At 66.3% G+C, this 19,974-nt stretch carries 12 protein-coding genes; 5 read left to right on the forward strand and 7 right to left on the reverse strand.

The window, feature by feature from the left end; translation table 11 throughout:
* Window positions 1-57: 57 nt before the first annotated feature.
* Window positions 58-2,481: a TonB-dependent receptor gene (locus tag SB764_RS04905; protein WP_410862809.1), complete on the reverse strand. Its 2,424-nt coding sequence runs from the start codon at window positions 2,479-2,481 to the stop codon at window positions 58-60.
* A 222-nt stretch (window positions 2,482-2,703) separates the two neighbouring features.
* Here SB764_RS04905 and SB764_RS04910 point away from each other — a divergent pair, with 222 nt between their 5' ends.
* The gene (locus tag SB764_RS04910) at window positions 2,704-3,270 is read left to right on the forward strand and encodes a TetR/AcrR family transcriptional regulator (RefSeq protein WP_065065362.1); all 567 of its coding nucleotides are present in this window, start codon (window positions 2,704-2,706) and stop codon (window positions 3,268-3,270) included.
* A 255-nt stretch (window positions 3,271-3,525) separates the two neighbouring features.
* Window positions 3,526-3,951: an organic hydroperoxide resistance protein gene (locus SB764_RS04915; protein WP_065065363.1), complete on the forward strand. Its 426-nt coding sequence runs from the start codon at window positions 3,526-3,528 to the stop codon at window positions 3,949-3,951.
* 207 nt (window positions 3,952-4,158) lie between these two features.
* Here SB764_RS04915 and recD read toward each other — a convergent pair whose 3' ends face one another.
* The 3 genes from recD to recC are packed head-to-tail and all read right to left on the reverse strand — an operon-like array spanning window position 4,159 to window position 13,969.
* Window positions 4,159-6,471, reverse strand: coding sequence for an exodeoxyribonuclease V subunit alpha (gene recD / locus SB764_RS04920; RefSeq protein WP_410862811.1), 2,313 nt, complete (start codon window positions 6,469-6,471; stop codon window positions 4,159-4,161).
* On the reverse strand, window positions 6,468-10,385 hold the full coding sequence (gene recB / locus SB764_RS04925) for an exodeoxyribonuclease V subunit beta (RefSeq protein ID WP_410862813.1): 3,918 nt from the start codon (window positions 10,383-10,385) through the stop codon (window positions 6,468-6,470). The genes recD and recB overlap by 4 nt, the downstream gene beginning before the upstream one ends.
* Window positions 10,382-13,969, reverse strand: a complete 3,588-nt coding sequence (gene recC / locus SB764_RS04930) for an exodeoxyribonuclease V subunit gamma (RefSeq protein ID WP_410862815.1) — start codon at window positions 13,967-13,969, stop codon at window positions 10,382-10,384. The genes recB and recC overlap by 4 nt, the downstream gene beginning before the upstream one ends.
* Before the next feature lie 135 nt (window positions 13,970-14,104).
* On the opposite strand from recC, the gene SB764_RS04935 reads away from it, so the two are divergent.
* Window positions 14,105-14,332, forward strand: coding sequence for a hypothetical protein (locus SB764_RS04935; protein WP_124263079.1), 228 nt, complete (start codon window positions 14,105-14,107; stop codon window positions 14,330-14,332).
* Between the two features lie 91 nt (window positions 14,333-14,423).
* Here the strand turns inward: SB764_RS04935 and SB764_RS04940 are convergent, their stop codons facing one another.
* Both SB764_RS04940 and SB764_RS04945 read right to left on the reverse strand, forming a co-directional pair.
* Window positions 14,424-15,665, reverse strand: a complete 1,242-nt coding sequence (locus tag SB764_RS04940) for an NAD(P)/FAD-dependent oxidoreductase (RefSeq protein ID WP_410862817.1) — start codon at window positions 15,663-15,665, stop codon at window positions 14,424-14,426.
* Window positions 15,666-15,937: 272 nt separating this feature from the next.
* On the reverse strand, window positions 15,938-16,810 hold the full coding sequence (locus SB764_RS04945; protein ID WP_074982686.1) for a transporter substrate-binding domain-containing protein: 873 nt from the start codon (window positions 16,808-16,810) through the stop codon (window positions 15,938-15,940).
* Between the two features lie 349 nt (window positions 16,811-17,159).
* On the opposite strand from SB764_RS04945, the gene SB764_RS04950 reads away from it, so the two are divergent.
* Both SB764_RS04950 and SB764_RS04955 read left to right on the forward strand, forming a co-directional pair.
* Window positions 17,160-17,534, forward strand: coding sequence for a Rap1a/Tai family immunity protein (locus tag SB764_RS04950; RefSeq protein WP_074982405.1), 375 nt, complete (start codon window positions 17,160-17,162; stop codon window positions 17,532-17,534).
* 71 nt (window positions 17,535-17,605) lie between these two features.
* Window positions 17,606-18,130: a nucleoside 2-deoxyribosyltransferase gene (locus tag SB764_RS04955; RefSeq protein WP_074982407.1), complete on the forward strand. Its 525-nt coding sequence runs from the start codon at window positions 17,606-17,608 to the stop codon at window positions 18,128-18,130.
* A 39-nt stretch (window positions 18,131-18,169) separates the two neighbouring features.
* On the opposite strand, the gene SB764_RS04960 is transcribed toward SB764_RS04955, so the two are convergent.
* Entirely contained in the window at window positions 18,170-19,831 is a 1,662-nt protein-coding gene (locus tag SB764_RS04960) for a S10 family serine carboxypeptidase-like protein (RefSeq protein ID WP_321900930.1), read from the reverse strand.
* Window positions 19,832-19,974: the final 143 nt, after the last annotated feature.

The raw sequence follows: 19,974 nt of genomic DNA on the forward strand, positions 1-19,974 counted from the left end.
CGTTTCACTCTGTGCATCGTCTGAATGGGCGAGCGGCGGCGCCGCTCGCGAAAACCGCTAGAAACGCACGTCCGCCGACAGCAGCACGGTGCGTCCGGCACCCGGCACGCCATACAACTGGAAGCCGTCGAGCGACGCCCCCACCGCCGAGTAGTAGAACGTGTTGAACAGGTTCTGCACGTTGAGGCTCAGCGCGAGATTCTTGTTGACCTCATAGCGCGCCGCGAGCGAATGCAGCCAGAATGCCGGCGCTTTTTCCGCGTCGTACACATAGGCCGGATGATTGCCGCTCGCGCCGCTCACCGTGCTGCTGTTGTTGTTCTGGCCGCCGACGTATTCGTTGTCGGTATAACGGCGCGTGCCGACGTACTGCACGCCATAGCTCACCGAGAACTTCGGCGTGACCGCATACGAGGTCCAGAGATTGACGGTCGCGTTCGGCACGTTGGCCGGTCGCTGGCCTTCGTTGATGCCCTTCGTGATGCGCCCGCGCATCGCCGCGAAGCCCGCGAACGCCGACCACTTTTCGGTGATGTTGCCCGACACGCCCAGTTCGATGCCATCAACGCGTTTGGGCGGCAACTCGCGCACGACGCTCGAAGTCGTGTCGCCGTAGTCCCACGAATCGCTGAGTTCGGTGCGGAACAGTGCGCTCGTGATCGACAGACGCCGGTCGAGCAGATCCCACTTGGTGCCCAGTTCCCAGGTCTGCGCCACGGCCGGTTTGAGGCTCGCCGTGGCCGCCGACGTCGCGCCGTAAATCGTGTTGTTGGTCGTCGCGCCCACCGCCGAAGGCTGCGCCGCACGCCCGTAGGTCGCGTAGAGACTGCCGAACGGCAGCGGCTTGTATGTGATGCCGATACGGCCGCTGAACGCGCCGTCGCTCGTCGTCAGCACCGAGTGCGCGTTGGCCGCGCCGCTCACCTGCTTGACCCAGAAACGGTCGTAGCGCGCCGCGCCTTCAACGATCCACTTCGGCGTGATCGTCACGGTATCGCGGATATACACGCCCGCATCGTTGACCGCCGCGTAGTCGCCGGTCGTGCCTTCCATCGTGTTCACGCCGCCCATGCTCGTGCCATACGCGTTCGTGAGGTCCATCACCGGATTCGTCGATGGCGCGACCACGCTGCGCGGCAGATCGCCATAACGCTCGTGATAGAACTCCGCGCCGACGACGACATCGTGATGCAGCCCCGCCGTATCGAACGACGTGTTCACGTTGGTCTCGTTGGCGAGAATGTCGTAGCGCTTCGACGTGCCGTAGTTGTTGCCGCGCAGCACCGCGAGCGGCGAGAGATTCGGGTCCGCCGACACGCCGCTGTACGAGAGCACGCCCGAGGCGCTCGTCACAAGCGAGCCCGAGCCCACGTAGCCGTACGACGTGCCGCTCGTCGAATTGAAACGCGCGGGCGCGAGCACGGTGGTGCGATCGGTCTGCTCCCAGCGCGTCATGTTCGAGATGCGCAGGTTGTCGTTGAAGTCGTGCTCGATCTTCACGCTCGCGCGGTTGGTGGTCGAGTGATCCTTGTAGAGATTCGGGTCGCCATACCAGCCGTTGCGCGGCACGCCGGGCATGCGCTGGCCGCCCGTGCCGCGCTCGATCGGCACGCCGGTGTCCGGCACGTTGTTGTCCTGCTGATGGAAATAGTCGAGCGTCACGCGCGTGGGCGTGCCGAGCCCCATCGCGAGCGAACCGGCCACGCCCCAGCGGTCGTCGTGCACGCTGGCGCGACCGTCCACGTCCTGCGTGTGGCGCATGAGATTCAGACGCAGCGCCGAATGCTCGCCGATCTGCTTGTTGAGGTCGGCGCTCACGCGGCGATAGCGCGCCGAGCCGAGTGTGGTCGCGAGGTGATACGCGTCGTCGAGATGCGCTTCCTTCGTGACGAGATTGACGCTGCCGCCCGGCGCGGCCACGCCCGATTCGATCGTGCCGGTGCCCTTGAACACTTCCACGCGATCGACGTCGAAGGTGTCCGAGCGGCTCGCGAGGCCCGCGTCGCGCATGCCGTCGATCGTGATGCTCTGCTCACCCGAAAAGCCGCGAATCGTGAACATGTCGCCCCAGCCGAGATTACCCTCGCCCGACGTGAACGTGATGCCCGGCACGTTCTTGAGAATGTCCTGGAGACTTTGCGCCTGCTGTTCATCGAGCACGCGCTTGGGCACGATCGCGATGCTCTGCGCGATGTCGAGCAGCGGCGCCGTGAACTGATCCGACTCCACGTATTTCGTCTGATATGGCGAGTTCCTGCCGCTGACGTTCACGGCGGGCAGCGTCGCGCCAGCGGTTTGCGTGGCGCCGGTTGCGTCGGTTGTATTCGCGGCTTGTGCGGCTTGTGCCGGTTGCGTCGTCTGCGCGGTTTGCGCCGACGTTTGCGCGTGCGCCGCCGTCAGCGCGACGCAACCGAACGTCGCGCCGAACAGATTGATCAGCAAGCCCGATGGACGGCCTCGCGTTCCCCGATTCAACTGCATGTTGTATTCACCCCAGTTTCCTGTTTTGCTGGATTGCCTGCCGGCATCGCCATCACAAATAAGAATGATTGCGATTTGCAATGGTAAGAATGCAGGCATCAAGAAAACGTTAAGACCCGATTTCCGATCGGAAACCGTGCGGAAACAAGGGCTTTCCAGTGCGAAAAAATATTTCGCTTCGGAAACTTGACAATCTATCTTCCAGTAGATAAATTAACACCCATGGACACGCAATCAACCGTACGCGAGCAGCTTCTGGATCACGCCATCACGTTGATGATGCTGCGGGGTTACAACGGCTTCAGCTATCGCGACCTGTCGGAACTGGTCGGCGTGAAAACATCGAGCATCCACTACTACTTCCCGTCGAAGGACGACCTGGTGCTCGAAGCGGTCAAGCAGTACAGCGAAGAAGTCGTGCGGGCATTGCAGTCGATCGACCCGGCGTTGCCGGCGAACGAAAAGCTCAGCCTGTACACGCGCTTCTTCGGCAAGACCTTGGGCGACGGCAACCAGATCTGTCTGTGCGGCATGCTCGCCGCCGACATCGAGACGCTGCCCGAAACCGTGCGTGAAGCGGTGCAGGCCTTCTTCCGCACCAACGAAGCCTGGCTGGCCAAGGTGCTGGCGCAAGGCGTCGAGGAAGGCACGCTGGTCGCGAAAGGCAAGCCGGAAAGCGCGGCGCGCACGCTGTTCGCGGCGCTGCAAGGCAGCGTGATCGCGAGCCGGCTGTTTCACACGAAGTCGCGTCTGGAAGACGTGGAAGCCATGTGGCGAGTCGCGGCCTGAGGGGCATAGCAACGCGGCCACAGGCAAGGATTGCAGTACCGGGGCGGTTCACCGCCCCATTGTTGGACCCCGTTGTCTATCTAGTGATAGATAGCATTACGAGAATCACGATGACGATCACGCGTACGCCACGAATGACCGTTATCGTCGCTGCACAACAGTGGCACAACCGGTCGCGAAGATCCCTTCGATCTGGACGACTAACGAATCAACCTTGTTGCTTGACCTATCGTTACTCACACTGGAGAGTCAGTCATGTCGATCGAAAAAGTCCTCTACACCGCCGAAGCCACCGCAACCGGAGGCCGTGACGGCCGCGCCGTTGTGCCCGAGAGCAACCTCGACCTCAAGCTCACGACGCCGCGCGAACTGGGCGGTGCAGGCGGCGCCGGCACGAACCCGGAGCAACTGTTCGCAGCCGGTTACAGCGCGTGTTTCATCGGCGCGATGAAGTTCGTCGCCGCGCGCGACAAGATCGCCATTCCGGCGGACGTCTCGGTTACGGGCCGCGTCGGCATCGGCCAGATTCCGAACGGCTTCGGCATCGAAGTGGAACTGCGCGTCTCGCTGCCGGGCCTCGACCGCGAAGCCGCTCAGGCGCTGGTCGACAAGGCTCACATCGTGTGCCCGTACTCGAACGCCACGCGCGGCAACATCGACGTCACGCTGACGATCGTTTAAGACCGCACGACGACCGGAAACGGGATCGGGAAAACAAAGGGCAACCCAAAGTTTTCCCGATTTCCGATCGGAAAATAACGGGCCGCCCCGGATCATCTGCATGATCCGGCGCGGCCCGTTTGTTTCGTCATGGGTTCAGAAGTTTTCTCGATTTCCGATGGGAAACGCGCGCGGCGATCGCATGCAACAACATCGCAATGCCGGGTTTCAGCGCGCTTCGTCGAATAGCGCCGCCATCAAGCCGCTCGCGCGCTGCACGCGGGCGCAAACCGCGCGCTCCAGCACCGAGCGCCCTTCCGGCACGGCCAGCGTGAACCACGTGCGCGCGCGCGTGATGCCCGTGTAGACGAGTTCGCGCGTGAGAATCGGACTGTACGTATCGGGCAGCACGAGCGCCGCGTGCGTGAATTCCGAGCCCTGCGACTTGTGCACGGTCAGCGCGAACACGGTCTCGACGCCTTGCAGGCGGCTCGGCGACACCCACTTCACGCCGCCCGCGCCATCGCCCGACGGGAACGCCACGCGCAGCACCGGCGGCGCGCCCGCTTCCACGGGCAGATCGAGCGCAATGCCGATATCGCCGTTCATCAGCCCAAGCTCGTAGTCGTTATGCGTGACGAGCACGGGCCGCCCCGCATACCAGTCGCCGAGCGGATCGATCAGACCGTCTTCCTGCAGCAGCCGCGCGACGCGCCGGTTGAGTCCTTCCACGCCCCACGTGCCGCGTCGCAACGCGCACAGCAACTGAAACTGCGTATGCGCCTGCAAAACCACCGATGCCCACTTCGCCAGCGCTTCCGGCGACGCGCCCGCTTCCGGACGCAACGCACGCATGGTGTGCAGATAATGCCGATAGCCCCGGCGCTGCGTGGCGGGCGCGCTGCTGCCGCCGCCCGCTTCTTCGTTCACCACGCCGTCGGTGATCAGCGCGCGCAACGGCGCGTCGTCGCCCGCCGGACAGATGAGGCGCGCGAGATCCGCATAGCCGCGCGTCCAGATCTTCGCCACGCCCGTGGCGTCGCCCGCGTTGACGAGTTCGGCCAGCGCGCCAATCCCGCTTTCCGATGCGAAACGATGGCTCTCGCGCAGCATCGCCACGGCCTGATCGAGCGGCGTGCCGTGCGTATCGAGCATGGCGGCGTCGATGCGCTCGCCCGTGGCCGCTTCGAGCCATGCGCGCGTCGCCTCCGTGTAGTGGCCGTCGCGCGCGCGCTCGCAAAGTTCGCCGAGCACCGCGCCCGCTTCGACCGAGGCCAGCTGGTCCTTGTCGCCGAGCAGGATCAGACGCGCATTCGACGGCAACGCATCGAGCACGGCGGCCATCATCTCCAGATCGACCATCGACGCTTCGTCGATCACGAGTACGTCGACGGGCAGCGGATTGCCCGCATCGTGACGAAAACGCCGGCTGCCGGGCCGCGTGCCGAGCACGCGATGCAGCGTGGTCACGACAGTCGGAATCGCGCTGCGCAGCGCAGCCGGATCGACGCGCTGCGCGAGCGCGTCGAACGGCAATCGTTCGACGGCACCCGCGATCGATTCGTTCAGGCGCGCGGCGGCCTTGCCCGTCGGCGCGGCGAGGCGAATGCGCAGCGGGCGTCCGCCTGTGCCGTCCGGATCGAGCGCCAGCGTTTGCAGCAGCGCCAGCAATTTGACGACGGTGGTCGTCTTGCCCGTGCCGGGTCCGCCCGTGATGATGCTGAACGCGCTGCGCGCCGCGAGCGCGCACGCGAGTTTCTGCCAGTCCGCGCCTTTTGCCGATGCCGAACGCGGCGCGAACAAGGCGTCGAGCGCTGCGCGCGCCGCCGCGGCGGGCAGCGCCGCTTCGAGACGCGGTCCGCGCGCAAGCCGCGCTTCGATACCCGCGCGCACGTCCTGCTCGTACTGCCAGTACCGGCGCAGATAGAAACGATTGCCGGCCAGCACGAGCGGCGTGCTGTCTTGCGCGCTGGCTTGCGTGCTGTCTTGCGTGCTGTCTTGCGCGCTGGCTTGCGTGCTGTCGTGCACATCGGCTTGCGTGTGCCCGACCAGTTCCGGCGCGTCGAGCGCCGCGCGCCAGCGCTCGAGCGTCACCCCCGCGAGCACTTCGGCGGGCGGCTGCGGCGGCTCGGCCGTGGGCGTTTGCGGACCGTCGGGCGGCAACGAGAGCGCGAAGGCGGGATCGTCGAGCGTCGCCTGCAAGTCGAGACACACATGGCCGCGCCCCAACTGATGACTCGCGAGCGCGGCGGCGAGCAGCAACAGCGGCGGCGCATCGGGCGTCTCGTCGAGCAGAAAGCGCGCGAACGCGCCGTCGAGCGTGCGCAGCCAGCCGCGCTCCACCCAGCGATCGAGCGTCGCGAGCATCTGCGCCGCCGACTCGCTGACGTTGGGACGCTGCGCGATGGACTCAGCGGCTTCGACAGGCGCAGGCTTCGCCTCCTCCTCGATCTCTTCAGGCAAGAACGTATCGAACAGATCGCCGGTCGTGCCGATCGCGCCTTTCGGCAAATCGTTGCGCGTGTTGCGTCGCGGGCTCATGCTGCATCCTCAAGCGCGTCGTGATGCGCGAACAGCGCATCGAGTCCTTCGATCAACTCGCGCGGCGGGCGCTCGCAATGCAGGCCCTGGCTCGGCGCACGGCCGCCGCGCAGGAACATATAGACGGCGCCGCCCACGTGCAGGTCGTAGTCGTAATCGGGCAAACGCGCCTTCAGCAAACGATGCAGCGCGAACAGATAAAGCGCGTACTGCAACTCATAACGCGAGTGCAGAATCTGCGCGCTCATTCTCGATTCGGTGTACGAATCATCGTCGGCTCCGAGCCAGTTCGATTTGTAATCGGCGACGTAATAACGGCCCTCGTGCTCGAAAACCAGATCGATAAAACCCTTGAGCATGCCGTTCAAACGCGTCGCGTCGAGCGGCGGACGCGGCGCGCCGTCGAGCGTGAGTTCGGTGACGAGCGCATCGAGTTCGAGCGTATTCACCTTGTGCGCCGCGACCCAGAATTCCATTTCCGCCATATACGACGCGCTGTCGAGCTTCGCGAGCGTGAGCGGCGCCACCGCTTCGCCATCGATCGACGGCAGACGCAGTGGCGTGCTCAACCACGCCAGCATCCACGAGGTGAGCGTATCGATCCATTGCGACCAGCCGCGCACGTTGCAGCGCCGCGCGATCATGTCGCGCAGTTTCGTGGCGTCGCGCGCGACTTCCGCAAAGCCCTCGTTCGCCACCCACTCGATGAGTTCGTGCAGGAAGCTGCCCGCGTCCGCGCCGCGCTCGAAGCCGTGCATCGGCGCGCCCTCGGGCGCGAGTTCCGCCGATACGGGCAACACATCGTCCGCGTCGACATCGTCGATCACGCGCGCGTCGAGCAGTTCGCGAAACACGTCTTCACTGCGCGTGTCGGGCGCGATGTGTTCTTCCTGCGCCATCTGCGCCGCGTAGGCGAGTTGCGTGCCCTCCACGGTTTTCAGGCTCGAATAGCTCGCGATCCACCACGGTTCGCGCCCACGCCGCGGGAACATGCGCGCGTGACCGCGCACGACGCCCGGCCCGCGCAGCGCGAAGGTTTCGTGCGTGGGCACAGGCGCTTCCGCCACCGCGATATCCGCGCATGCGCCGCGCAACTCGCCGAGCAGCGTCGCGCTCTGCTCCGCCGGCAACGGCGCGCCGCCGCTCACCAGATAACCGAATGCGCTGCCTTCGACGTTCTGCACCGGCGCATAACCGATCCACGTCGCGTAACGCGCGCGCGTGAGCGCGACGTAAAGCTTGCGCAGATCCTCGCCGAGCCGTTCGCGATCGGCCTGCGCCAGCACCTGCCTATCCGCTTCGAGCGTGACGCGCAGATTGCCCGCCTCGTCGTGCCATTTGAACGGCACGTCGTCGGCCTTCACCGCGCGATGCGCGCACGCGAACGGCAGAAATACGAGCGGATATTCGAGGCCTTTCGACTTGTGGATCGTCACCACCTGCACGAGTCCCGCGTCGCTTTCGAGGCGCAACTGGCGTGCGTCGCCACCGCCGCCCGCACTCTCGTCCTCGCGTTGTTCGTCGAGATAGCGGATCAATGCGTGTTCGCCATCGAGCTGCGTGCTCGCCTGCTGCAACAGTTCGGCCAGATGCAGCAGATTCGTGAGCGCGCGCTCGCCGTTCAGACCCGCCGCCGCGCTCGCGCCGAGCAGCCGCTGCGGCACATGGAAGTCGTTGAGCAGACGACGCAGCATCGGCAGCACGCCCTTCTTGCGCCACACTTCGCGATAGCCGCGAAATTGCAGCACGCGCGCTTCCCATGCGATTTCGTCGCGACCGAGCGCATCGAGTTCATCCCAGCCGAGGCCGAGCGATCCCGTTGCGAGCGCGCTGCGCACGAGGCGGCCGTCGTCGGGTTCGGCGCACGCGCCGAGCCAGTAGCGCAATTCTTCCGCTTGCGGCGTTTGATACACGGAATCGCGATCGGACAGATAAACGCTGCGCACGCCACGCGCCGCCAGCGCTTCGCGAATCGCGCGCGCTTCGTCGCGATTGTTCACGAGCACCGCCATGTCGGCCGGTTGCAGGGGCCGCATGCCGTGCTCGCCTTCGAAGCCCGCCGTGCCCGCCTGGCCGAGATTCAGCAGGCGCGCCATCTCGGTCGCGCAACTCGCCGCCATGCTCGCGAAATACGCGGTCTTGCTCAAGGGTTTGCCGTCGGCCGAAGCGGGCAACCACCAGACGTTCAGCGCGGGCACGTCGCCGCCAGGCGCGACCAGCGAGTCGGGACGCCCGGCTGCATCCGCCGCGACGAAAGGCAACGCATTGGCTTCGCCTGGCGCGCCGCGAAACAGGAATGCGCCGCTGCCTTCGGGCCGCTGCTCCGCCGCCTCGAAACAGCGATTGACCGCATCGACCATCGCACGCGTCGAGCGGAAATTTTTCTTGAGCGTATAGAGCCGACCCGCACACGCCTCGCGCGCGCGCAGATACGTGTAGATATCCGCGCCACGGAACGCGTAGATCGCTTGCTTAGGATCGCCAATCAAGACGATAGCCGTCTCATTGCGGTTCGCCTGGATATCGTAGACCGCATCGAAGATCCGGTACTGCACTGGATCGGTGTCCTGGAACTCGTCGATCAAGGCCACCGGATACTGCTTGCGGATGATCTCGGCCAGACGCGACCCATTAGGCTTCTTCAGCGCGTCGAGCAGACGCGTGAGCAGTTCGTCGAAACCCATCTGCGAGCGTCGCGTCTCTTCCTCTTCGAAGCGCCGCGCGATCCAGCGCGCCGCGTGGCAAAGAATCGGCAGCTTCGCCGTGGGCCGCGCGGCCAGCGCCTCGCGCAACGCCTCCATCGCCACGAAACAATCGTGCGCGGGCGGCGGACCGTCCTTCCAGATTTCCGCGAGGCCGGCGGGCGTAAGACGCGTCCACACGGCGGCATCGTCCTTGAAACCGGGATGCAGACTGTCGGGATCGTTGGCCCATTCGCGCAGCTTGCTGAACCACGTTTCGCAATTGCGCGTATTCAGTTTCTTCGCGTCGAACAGCTTTTTCTCGCGCGCGGCCGCAATCAGTCCTTCCGCTTCGTCAATGCCCGTGCGCCACGGCGCTTTCAGCAGTTCGAGCGCGTCGTGCGCCTGCTTGCGGGCTTCGCTCAGCGCGGCTTCGGGCACGTCGGCGTCGGGCAGCAGTTCGGCGTGACCGAGCAGGCTGCGAATCGCACCGTGCAAGGCATCGGGACTCGCGAACCACGCGCGGACCTGCGCGGCGTCTTGCGCATCGAGCGGCGCGAGAAACGTGCGCCAGTAATCGCGCACGACTTCGGCGCGCAACTCGGTCTGATCGGCTTCGAGCGTCTGCGAAAACAGGCTGTCGCTGTCGAATGCGTGCTCGCTCAGCATGCGATTGCACCAGCCGTGAATCGTCGAGACCGCCGCTTCGTCCATCCATTCGGCAGCGAGTTGCAGACGGCGCGCGCACGCGGGCCATTGCGCTTCGGGATATTCCGCACGCAGATCGTGCAGCAGATCGGTGCCCGTCGCGCGCTGCGAATCCTCGTCGGGCTCGGCGCGGAAATACTCGGCCGCTTCGATCAGACGCGCGCGGATCCGCTCGCGCAGCTCCTTCGTGGCTGCGTCCGTGAAGGTCACGACGAGAATTTCCGGCGGCGTGAGCGGACGCATCGCGGGCTGTGCATCGGCAGCGGTTTCGCTGTGCGCGAGTGCTTCTTCGTCTTCGTGGGATTCGTCGAATTCGTCGAATTCGTCGAACTCGTCGTCGAAGTCGAATTCGTCGCGCTCCTGAGCGTCACGCGTGCCCGCATGACCGAGCACGAGCCGCACGTAAAGCATCGCGATCGTGAAAGTCTTGCCCGTGCCCGCGCTCGCTTCGATCAGGCGGCTGCCGTAAAGCGGAAACGAGAGCGGCTTCAATTCGTTGGCGATCATGTCGTCGGCCGGGGTCATGCGGCGTCTCCTGCGTTGTCGGCAGACGCGGCGCCGCTTTTCTTCTTCGATGAAGCGAGCGGCGCGCGCTGCACCGGCAGCAATAACGTGGCCGCCAGCGTCGCGAATTCGTCGTTCGCGATCAGCGTGTCGAAGTCAGGAAATGCGCGGCGCACGTACGGATTCGTCTCGCACTCGCCCGCCATGCGCGCCGCGCCCTCGAAGGCCGTGCGCGCCGCTTCCCACGCTTCGGCGGGCACCGCGCCCGACGCCGCGTCGTAGTCCGCCGGCAATTTGCGCAGCCAGGCGAAGGCCGTTTTCACCGCGAGCGGCAACGGCCGCCGCGCGCCTTCGTCCCACGCCGCCAGCAGCGCGAGCAACCACGCGCGCGCAGTCTCGCGCGCGAGCGGCGCGAACTCCGCCACGCCCACCTTACTCACCACGACCGTGGTCACTTCGCCCACCGCGAGTTGCGCGGCAACGTGCGCGACCCAGTACGCGACGAGCCGTTCGCCGCGATACTTGTTGTCCTTCACGAGCGTGCCGGGTTCGAGAATCACGCGCCCGAGCGTGCCGTCATCGCCTTCGCGAATATCGTCGAGCCAATCCTGCACGTCGATCGTGCGGCCTTCGCGCGCGAGATCCAGACGAATTTCATATTGATCGGTACGCAGACGCGGCCAGCGCGCGAGCGCCTTGCGATATTCGATGAACAGTTCTTCCATCGGCGCGAGCAGTTCCTCGCCGATCACTTCGCCGAAGCCGCCGCTCGCGAGATCGCCGCTGCGATGCATGCGTTCGAGCCGTTCGCGCGCGACCGGTTCGAGATCGGTTTCGCCGCGCTCCATCGCCGCCACCTGCGCGCGAATCAGTTCGCCCTGCAACTGCCACGCCTGCAATGCATCCACTTCGAACGGCTCGTGGTTCTCGCTCGCTTCGTCCTGCATTTCGAGCGCCACGCGCAAACGCTGACGAAAGAAGCTGCGCACCGGATCGCGGAGAAACTCCGCGAGTTCACGCACCGAAAGCGGCTCGTCGCGCTCGGGCGCGGGCAGCGTCGGCGCGTCGGCTGCGCCGCTCGCCAGCGGCGCGGGACGGCTCCATTCGTGCGCATAGGTGTACAGCGGCGCGTGACGCGGATCGGCCGGAAAGTAGTCGGCGCTGAACGGCTGCAACCGATGTTCGATCGTGAGCGCGTCGAGTAGCGCGTCGGGCTTGCCGTCTTCGCTGTCGAGCCGCCAGCCCGCCTTGATGTGATCGCGCAACTGCCCGACCAGCACCGAAGGCGGACGCGGTGTGTTGTCGGTCACGCTGCGGCCGATCCACGAGATATGCAGATGCTCGCGTGCGGACAGCAGCGCTTCGAGAAACAGATAGCGGTCGTCCTCGCGGCGCGAACGGTCGCCGGGACGATAGTCGCGCCGCATCAGGTCGAAGTCGAGCGGCGTGCGGCTGCGCGGATAATCGCCGTCGTTCATCCCGAGCAGACAGACGTAGCGAAACGGAATCGCGCGCATCGGCATGAGCGTGGCGAAGGTCACCGCGCCTGCGAAAAAGCGCTGCGAAAGGCCGCCGCCGTCGAGCTGGCCGAGCCAGTTTTCGGCGACGATGGCGAGCGGCAGCGCGTCCGTGAGTTCGGCTTCGCTGCACGCGTCGCGCCACGTTTCGAGCGCGCTGTCGAGGCGTTCGAGCGTGTACGCGTCCTCGCCTTCGTCGGTGGCGAAGAAGGTGGCCTTCAACGCGCGCAGACGCTCGCACCAGACGTCCACGCTCGCCGGTTCGCGCAGCGTGCGCCATGCGTGATCGAGTGCGTCGATCAGGCGCGTAAGCGGGCCGAGCAAGGCCGCGTCGAGCCCGCCGATCTCCGCGTACGGCTCGATCCCGCGCCACGCGCTCGCACGATCTCCGGCCGCATAACCGAGCAGCATCCGGCGCAGCCCGAAGGCCCAACTGTTCGGCGCGCCGCTTTCGCCATGCGGCAGGCCGAGGCTCGCGCGCTGTTCGGCATGCAAACCCCAGCGGATATTCGCGCCATCGATCCAGTTGCGCAGCGTCGGCACATCCTCCGCGTCGATCTCGAAGCGCGTGCGCACGGCGGGCACTTCGAGCAGATCGAGCACGTCGCTCACGGTGACGCGTCCGTGCGGCAGCGCGAGCAGCATTTCGAGCGCGCCGATCAACGGATCGAATGCGCGCTGCGCGCGGTCCGCGACGCTGAACGGGATATAGCGCGGATCGTCGCTATCGACAAGACCGAACACGGCTTGAATATGCGGCGTGTAAATCTCGATGTCGGGCACCATCACGATCACGTCGCGCGGACGCATCGCGGGGTCGGCCGCGAACGCCGCGAGCAGACGGTCGTGCAGGATCTCCACTTCGCGCTGCGCGCTGTGCGCAACGTGAAAGCGGATCGACTCGTCGGTCTGCGGATCGACGGCGGGCCAATGCTCGCGCGTCTCCGGCAGCGGACGCAGATCGCGAATATCGTCCTGCAGTTCTTGCAGCAACGTGTGCGCGTCGGCGCCGTCGAACAGATCGATACGCTGACCGATGCGCGTGAAATGCGGCGTGTAGGTTTCGCGCGCTTCGTCACTGTCGTATTCGTCGAGCAGGCCGATGAAGTCGCGCCCCTGCTTGCCCCACGCCGCCAGCAAGGGTTGCGCGTGCAAATGCAGTTGCGATTCGTCGAGCACGGCGGGCGCGCCCGCGCGGCGACGCTGACGCGCGTGACGCGCGCGCAGCAGATCCTGGTCGGCGACGATATCGGCCCAGTAGTGCATGCACGGGTTGTGCACGCAGAGCAGCACCTGGCTCCAGCGCGCGAGCGCCGCAAGCACTTCGAGTGACTGGCGCGGCAGACTCGAAATGCCGAACACCACGAGGCGGCGCGGCAGGCCACGCGGCCTCGGCTCGCCTTCCTGCCACGCCTGCGCGCGGCGCATGAAGAGATCGTGCACCGCCGCCCGGCCGGTTTGCGCGAGCGCGCTACCCGCAGGCGCGCGCTCGCTCACGTCGGCGAGCAGCGCGCGCCAGAGCGCGGCTTGCCAGCGCGCGTCGTCGGCGAGCGGCACGCGGTTGTTGCGCGCGTCGATCAGCACGTCGTCGTGATCGGCCCACGCAGCGAGCCAGTCGGCGCGATACACCTGGTACTGGTCGAACAGGTCGGCCACGCGTTGCGCGAGCTGAAAACACTTGCGCTGTTCCTCGTCGTTGGCCATGAAGCGCTTGAGCGGTTCGTAGCCCGGCTCGTCGAGCAGCGCAGGCAGCATGCGCATCAGCCGCCAGACGAGGCGCGATTTATCGAACGGCGAGACGGCCGGCACCGCGTCCTCGCCCAGCACCGCGCGATACACCTGCCAGAGAAAACGCGACGGCAGCGACATTTCCAGCGCCGCTGCGATGCCACACCCGCCGTCCTCGGGATCGGCGGCGAACGCGAGCTTGAGCCACTGCGCGATGCCGTTACTCTGCACCAGCAGCATTTCCTTTTCGAGCGGCGCGATGGGATGCTGACCGATCCACTGAACGATCAGGTCGCGCAGCCGTTCGGGCTCGTTGCCGTGAACGAGCATCAGGCCCGGAGGCAAGGCGCGCGCGTTCACATGCGGCTCCGTTGCGGCGCGCGGGCGGGCCGGGAAAGAAGATCGTGCGGGTGGAATGCGGCCATGTCGCCTGGTCGTAAATGTCGCAAATGTTGCCGATAGGAAACTCGGGCGCGAGGTGGCGGGGAGTGGTTCATGCTGCCCCGAGGAAGCCCGCGGCCCGATGCGATAGTTTACGACATTGGCGTGCTCAACGATGGCCGGCTTTGCGGCGCGGCCGGCGACGGCTCAGGCCGATTCAGGCCGCGCATACGTCCGGATCGGCATGGCGTCCACGTCGAGGATGACGTGGACCGCATGAAGGCTTTCGTGCGCGGATCGCGCGGTGTCGCGCGCGTTTGGCGCGAACATGCGCTGAAGTGATGGCCGCGAAGTCGCGGTCGAACCGCGGTCGAATCCGCGCTTGAATTCGACCGCGCGCTTCGTTCTCGTCCGGCTGGCGCAGCCGCCGCGCTCAGACCAGCGTGGCCGCCGCGAACTTGCCGATATCCGTCGCCGGATCGCGCAGCGCCGCCACGTCGAGCGTCTTGCCCGAACCGACCAGCTTCTTGCCGCACAGGAAATCGGGCATCGAACTGACCGCATCGACCGCCAGCAGCGTGCCGTTTTTCAGGTAGTAGACGGCAAAGCGACGCGCCGCCGGATCGCCGCGCACGACGGTCTCGTCGTAGCCTTCGAGCAGGCCGACGGTCTGCAGCTTCAGTTCGTACTGATCGGACCAGAACCACGGTGCGTCGCAGGCCGGACGCGGCTTGCCGACGATCGCCGCCGCCGCGAGCTTCGCCTGTTCGACCGCGTTGTGCACGCTTTCGAGGCGGCCCGTGCGGCTGTAGTGCGAAAGCGGACGGCTCGCGCAGTCGCCGATGGCGAATACGTCCGCGTCGGAGGTGCGCGAATCGTCGTCGACCTGAATGCCGTTGACGCAGACGATGCCCGCCGTCTCGGCCAGCCCCACGTTCGGCACGATGCCGATGCCGATCAGCGCCAGCGTGGCCGGCACGACTTCGCCGCCCGCGAGCTGCACGCCCGTGAGCTTGCCGTTTTCGCCGACCAGCGCCTCGATCTTCGCGTTCAGGCGCAGATCGACGCCCTGCGCGCGATGCAGGTCGGCGTAGAACGTCGACACGATTTCGCCCGTCACGCGGCCCAGCACGCGCGGCGCGGCTTCCAGCACGGTCACGTCGTGGCCGAGCTGACGCGCGGCGGCGGCGGCTTCCAGGCCGATATAGCCCGCGCCGATCACGACGAGCTTTTCGCCGGGCTGAACGCGTTCGCGCAGCACGTCGGCGTCGGCGAGCGTGCGCAGCGCGACCACGCCCGAGAGGTCGTGGCCCGGCACCGTCAGCGCGCGCGGCAGCGAACCGGTCGCGAGAATCAGCTTGTCGTAGTGCAGGCTGCTGCCGTCGCCGAGCGTGAGCGTATGGCCCGCGCGGTCGAGCGACTGCGCGCTCACGCCGAGCTTCAGCTCGATACGGTTGTCTTCGTAGAACTGGCGCGGCTTGAGCCAGAGGCGCTCGACGTCGGTCTCGCCCTTCAGATACGCCTTGCTGAGCGGGGGACGATGATACGGCGGCACGGGCTCCTCGCCCACCAGCACGATGCGCCCTTCAAAACCGTATTGACGCAGCAGCGCCGCGGCGTTGCCACCCGCGTGCCCTGCCCCGACGATCACCACCGTGCTGCCCTGTTCCTGCATGTCCGCTCCCTGAGGTCTGCGTGCGCGCGGCCCGCGCGCCGTGTTCGTGTTTCGTATCCGCGTCGCCTGTTTCGTTCAGGCACGCTTAAGCCCGCCATTTTCGCATCGGAAACACGCGGCTTGTGTCTTGCTTGCGCCTGCTTGCGCCCGCTTGCGCCGTGTTTCCGATCGGCAACGCGCGCTCGCGCCGCTGGCCGGGACCGAGATCATCTCACGATCGCGCCGGCTGCCCCGCAAAAGTCCCCGTTCGGCGCGGGGATCGGTATCGCCGCTCAATCGAGCGCGCGGTCGTTCGGCGCGGCGTAGAGCTTGCGCAGCGCGTCGCTCATCGGAAACCGCCAGTCCGCGCCGCTGCCGGGCGTCGGCTGCTCGAACCACTTCGTGTAGAGCTTGCCCATTTCGCCGCTCCTCATGAGCGCGCTCATCGCGTCGTCGACGACCTGACGGAAGGCCGGGTCGCCGTTGCGCATCACGAACGCATACGCCTCGGACGACTGCGGCGTGCCGACGATCACCCAGTCCGCCGGCTTCGCCATGTGGGCGCGCGTGCCCGCGAGCAGGACGTCGTCCATCATGTAGGCCACGGCGCGGCCCGATTCGAGCATGCGCCGTCCCTCGCCGTAGTCGTGCGCGCTGAGCACCTGCATGTTCATGTGGCGATCGAGATTCATGCGGCGCAGCATGCGCTCGGACGTCGTGCCCTGATTCGTGACCACGGTCTTGCCCGCGAGGTCCGGAAAATCGTGAATGCCCGAGTTGCGGCGCGTGAGCAGGCGCGTATCGGCGATGAAAAACGTGTCGGAGAACTGCACCTGGCGCTGGCGCGCGCGGGTATTGGTCGTGACGCCGCAGACTAGATCGACGCTGCCGTTCTGCACGAGCGGCATGAGATTCTGCGACGTGACGGCGATAAAGCGCACGCCCAGCCCCGGCCGCTGCGTGCGCGCCTTGACCGCCGCGATCACGCGGTCGCATATGTCCTGCGAAAAGCCGACGACCTTGCCGTTCGCATCGACGGACGAAAACGGCACCGAGGTCTCGCTGTAGCCGATCGCGATCGCGTTGGCGTCGCGGATCTTGTCGAGCGTGGGCTGCGCGACCTGCGCGCGCGCCAGCCCCGGCCACGCCACGGCAGCCGCCGCCATCGCAACGAACGCGACGAACGTGACGGACACGACGGACCTGACGAGCGCGGTGCCGGCGGCGGCACGCAGACCTGACGGCGGGCGCCTCAATCGGCTCATAACAGTCTCTCTCCTTGTTGACGGGCGAACGGCAGCAAACCTTGCGCGCATCCCGAAATCCGATGCCGCCCTGCATCATGCCACGGCCATCGCTTCCCCTTGACGGACGGCAAGCCTGAGATAAAGCGGCGCGGCTATCCTTGCGCCCGGCTCGCACGGGCCGCCGCGCGCATCGGCCTCGCCGGCACGCCGCGCTCGCGCATTCCGCATTCGCGCTGTATTCGTTCGCACTCCCTCCTTCGGAAGCAATATGATCAAGGCAACCCTCACCGCGCTGGCGCTTGCTGCCGCATTCACCGCCGGCAGCGCATCGGCGCAACCGGCGCCCGCGCAAGCCGCGCCCTCCATCGATCAGTCCGATGTGTTCTACGCCGCCTGCCAGAAGCCCGAGAACCGCGACGCCTGCCTGCTGTACATGGCCGGCTACGCCAACGGCGCGCTCGTGCAGGCGCTGCTCGACCGCCAGCAGCCGCGCTACTGCCTGCCGCCGACGGCCACGCGTCCGCAGCAACTCGGCGCGGTGCTCGCGTATATGAAGGGCCATCTGGAAAATATGCTCGAGCCCACGGGCGCGGTCGTCTACAAGGCGCTGATCGCCGCGTACCCCTGCCAGGCGAAGCGCTGAACCTGCGCGGGCGCGGGCAACGGGGCTAGAATCGGCACACGCCCCACGGCCCCGACTGGAGACGCCCCGCCATGACCCTCGCCGCCTCGCCCCGCCGCCCGCGCGTCTATCTCGCGGGCTTCGACGTTTTTCGTCTCGATGCGATCGAGCACGGCGCGCGACTCGTTGCCGCGTGTGCGGAGTTCGGCTTCGAAGGCGTCTATCCGCTCGACGCCCAGGCGCCCGCCGACCTCGACGGCCCGCGCCAGGCCGCCTGGATCTACCACGCGAACATCGAATCGATCCGCACCGCCGACATCGTCATGGCGAATGTCGACGACTTTCGCGGTCCCGGCGAGCCCGACTCCGGCACGGCGTTCGAGATCGGCTTCGCCGCCGCGCTCGGCAAGGAGATCTGGGCCTACACGACGGACGACGGCACGCTGGCCGAACGCGTGCCCTCGCGCGCCGATCCGCGCGGACGCGTCTGCGAACGCGGCTTCCTGGTGGAAGATTTCGGGCTCTCGAAGAACCTCATGATCGCGTGCTCGGCGCGCATCGTGCAGGGCGACGCGCGCGCGTGCCTCGCCGCGATGGCGCAAGGGCGCACGCTCTGACGCACGCCCTCGCGCTTCACGCGCGGCCGGCCATCGCGCTCAGTGATGCAGCGCGCTCATCGTGCTCATGCGCTGCAACGCGCGGATGCGCGCCACGGCCGGACGGTCGGCGACCGCGCTCTGGTAGAGCTTCGCGAGATCGGCCTTGAGCGCCGTGCGCGACGCGCCGTCGAGATACACCATATGCCCCGAGGGATAGAAGCGCGCGCTGAGGTTGTCGCGCACTTTCTGGTCGGCGAGCGGCATCTTCTGCAGATCGATCACGGTCTGATAGAACGGCGTGACGAAGTCGTAATAGCCGTTCGCGGACAGCACGCGTAGATCCGGATTCAAGGCCATCACCGCCGCCAGATCGCCGGCCGTGTAGAGCACGATATTGCCTTGCGCGTCGACGCCCTTCTGCGCGCCGGTCGGATCGATATGGCCGAAATTCCAGTTCTTGAACGCCTGATCGTTGAGGTCCGTGAACGACGAATTGGTGCGGAACTTGAGCGTCTCGTTCAGATAGCTGTTCCACATCGCCGTATAAACGCCGCTGACCGCCGTCATGGTCGGATCGTTGCCGCCCGCGTTCGGATCGACATTGCCCGCAATGCCCGTGTCGATCGCCGTCACGCGCCCGTCGTATGAACCGAGCGCCACGCCCTTGTCCTTGAGCAGCGTGGTAAGAAAGAGCGAATTGCCGCGGCTGTCGTAACCGGCGACGTCGAGATTCCAGGCTTGCAGCATTTGCGTGTCGATGCCCGTGTATTGCGCAAGCGTCTTGAGCGTGGCGGGAATCGACGGATCTTTCGGGTCGGGAAATTTCGCCAGCGCCTCGCGATAATCGGTGCGCGCGAATTGCGCGACCTGCGCGACGAAACTCTGCAGATCCTTCGGCGCGGGCTTCACGCCGAGCCGCTTGTGGAACCACGCGTCGGCGGCGGCCGTCGGCAAGGCGCCGATGGGATTGCCGCTCTGCGTGTAATCGAGTATCGACGATTGCAGCGTGATGCCGTTCAGGTCCACGCCGTCTTCGTGCAGCCGGTATGCGAGCACGCAGCTGCGCGCCGTGCCATACGATTCGCCGTACAGAAACTTCGGCGAATTCCAGCGATCGTTCGCGCTCAGATAGCGCTTGATGAACTGCTTGAGCGAATCCGCGTCCTGATCGACGCCCCAGAAGTCGCGGTTGTGGTGCGGCGCGATGGCCGCCGAATACCCCGTGCCGACCGGATTGACGAAGATGAGGTCGCTCTTGTCGAGCAGGCTGTCGGGATTGTCTTCGAGCGTATACGGCGCGGGCGGCGTGAAGCCCGGCATCGACGTCTTGATGCGCCGCGGCGCGAACGAGCCGAGCAGCACGAACACCGACGACGAACCCGGCCCGCCGTTGTAGAAGAACGTGACCGGACGGTCCTGCGCCTGCACGCCGTCCTTCGTGAACGCCACGTAGAAGATCTTCGCGTTGGGCTGCGAGCTGCTCGGATCGACGGTGACGAGGTGGCCCGCGGTCGCGGTGTAGGCGATCACCTCCTTGCCGATCTGGATCGCGTGATGCGTGATGGCGGCGTTCTCGGTCATGTCGGTGACGAAGTCGTCGGGACCGTTGCCGTAGGCGGTGGGATCGAAGCACGGCTGGTCGGCGGGGCTGCGGTGCTTGCCGTTGCTGCCGGCCGGACCGTGTTCTTGACCGTTGCTGGACTGAGCCTCTTCGTTCATGTCGTCTCCTTGCTCGTGGTACGCCGGTGGGTCGTTCAGCGCCGCGCCTGGCGACGGGCGCGGGGGCTGCAACGGTGACGCACCGCGTGCCGGGGCGCCGCGTCACGATCGACACGGCGCGGATGGCACGCGGTTTCGCTTCG

Origin of the sequence: Paraburkholderia sp. SIMBA_027 (assembly GCF_046535315.1) — a bacterium.
GTDB lineage: Bacteria > Pseudomonadota > Gammaproteobacteria > Burkholderiales > Burkholderiaceae > Paraburkholderia > Paraburkholderia tropica.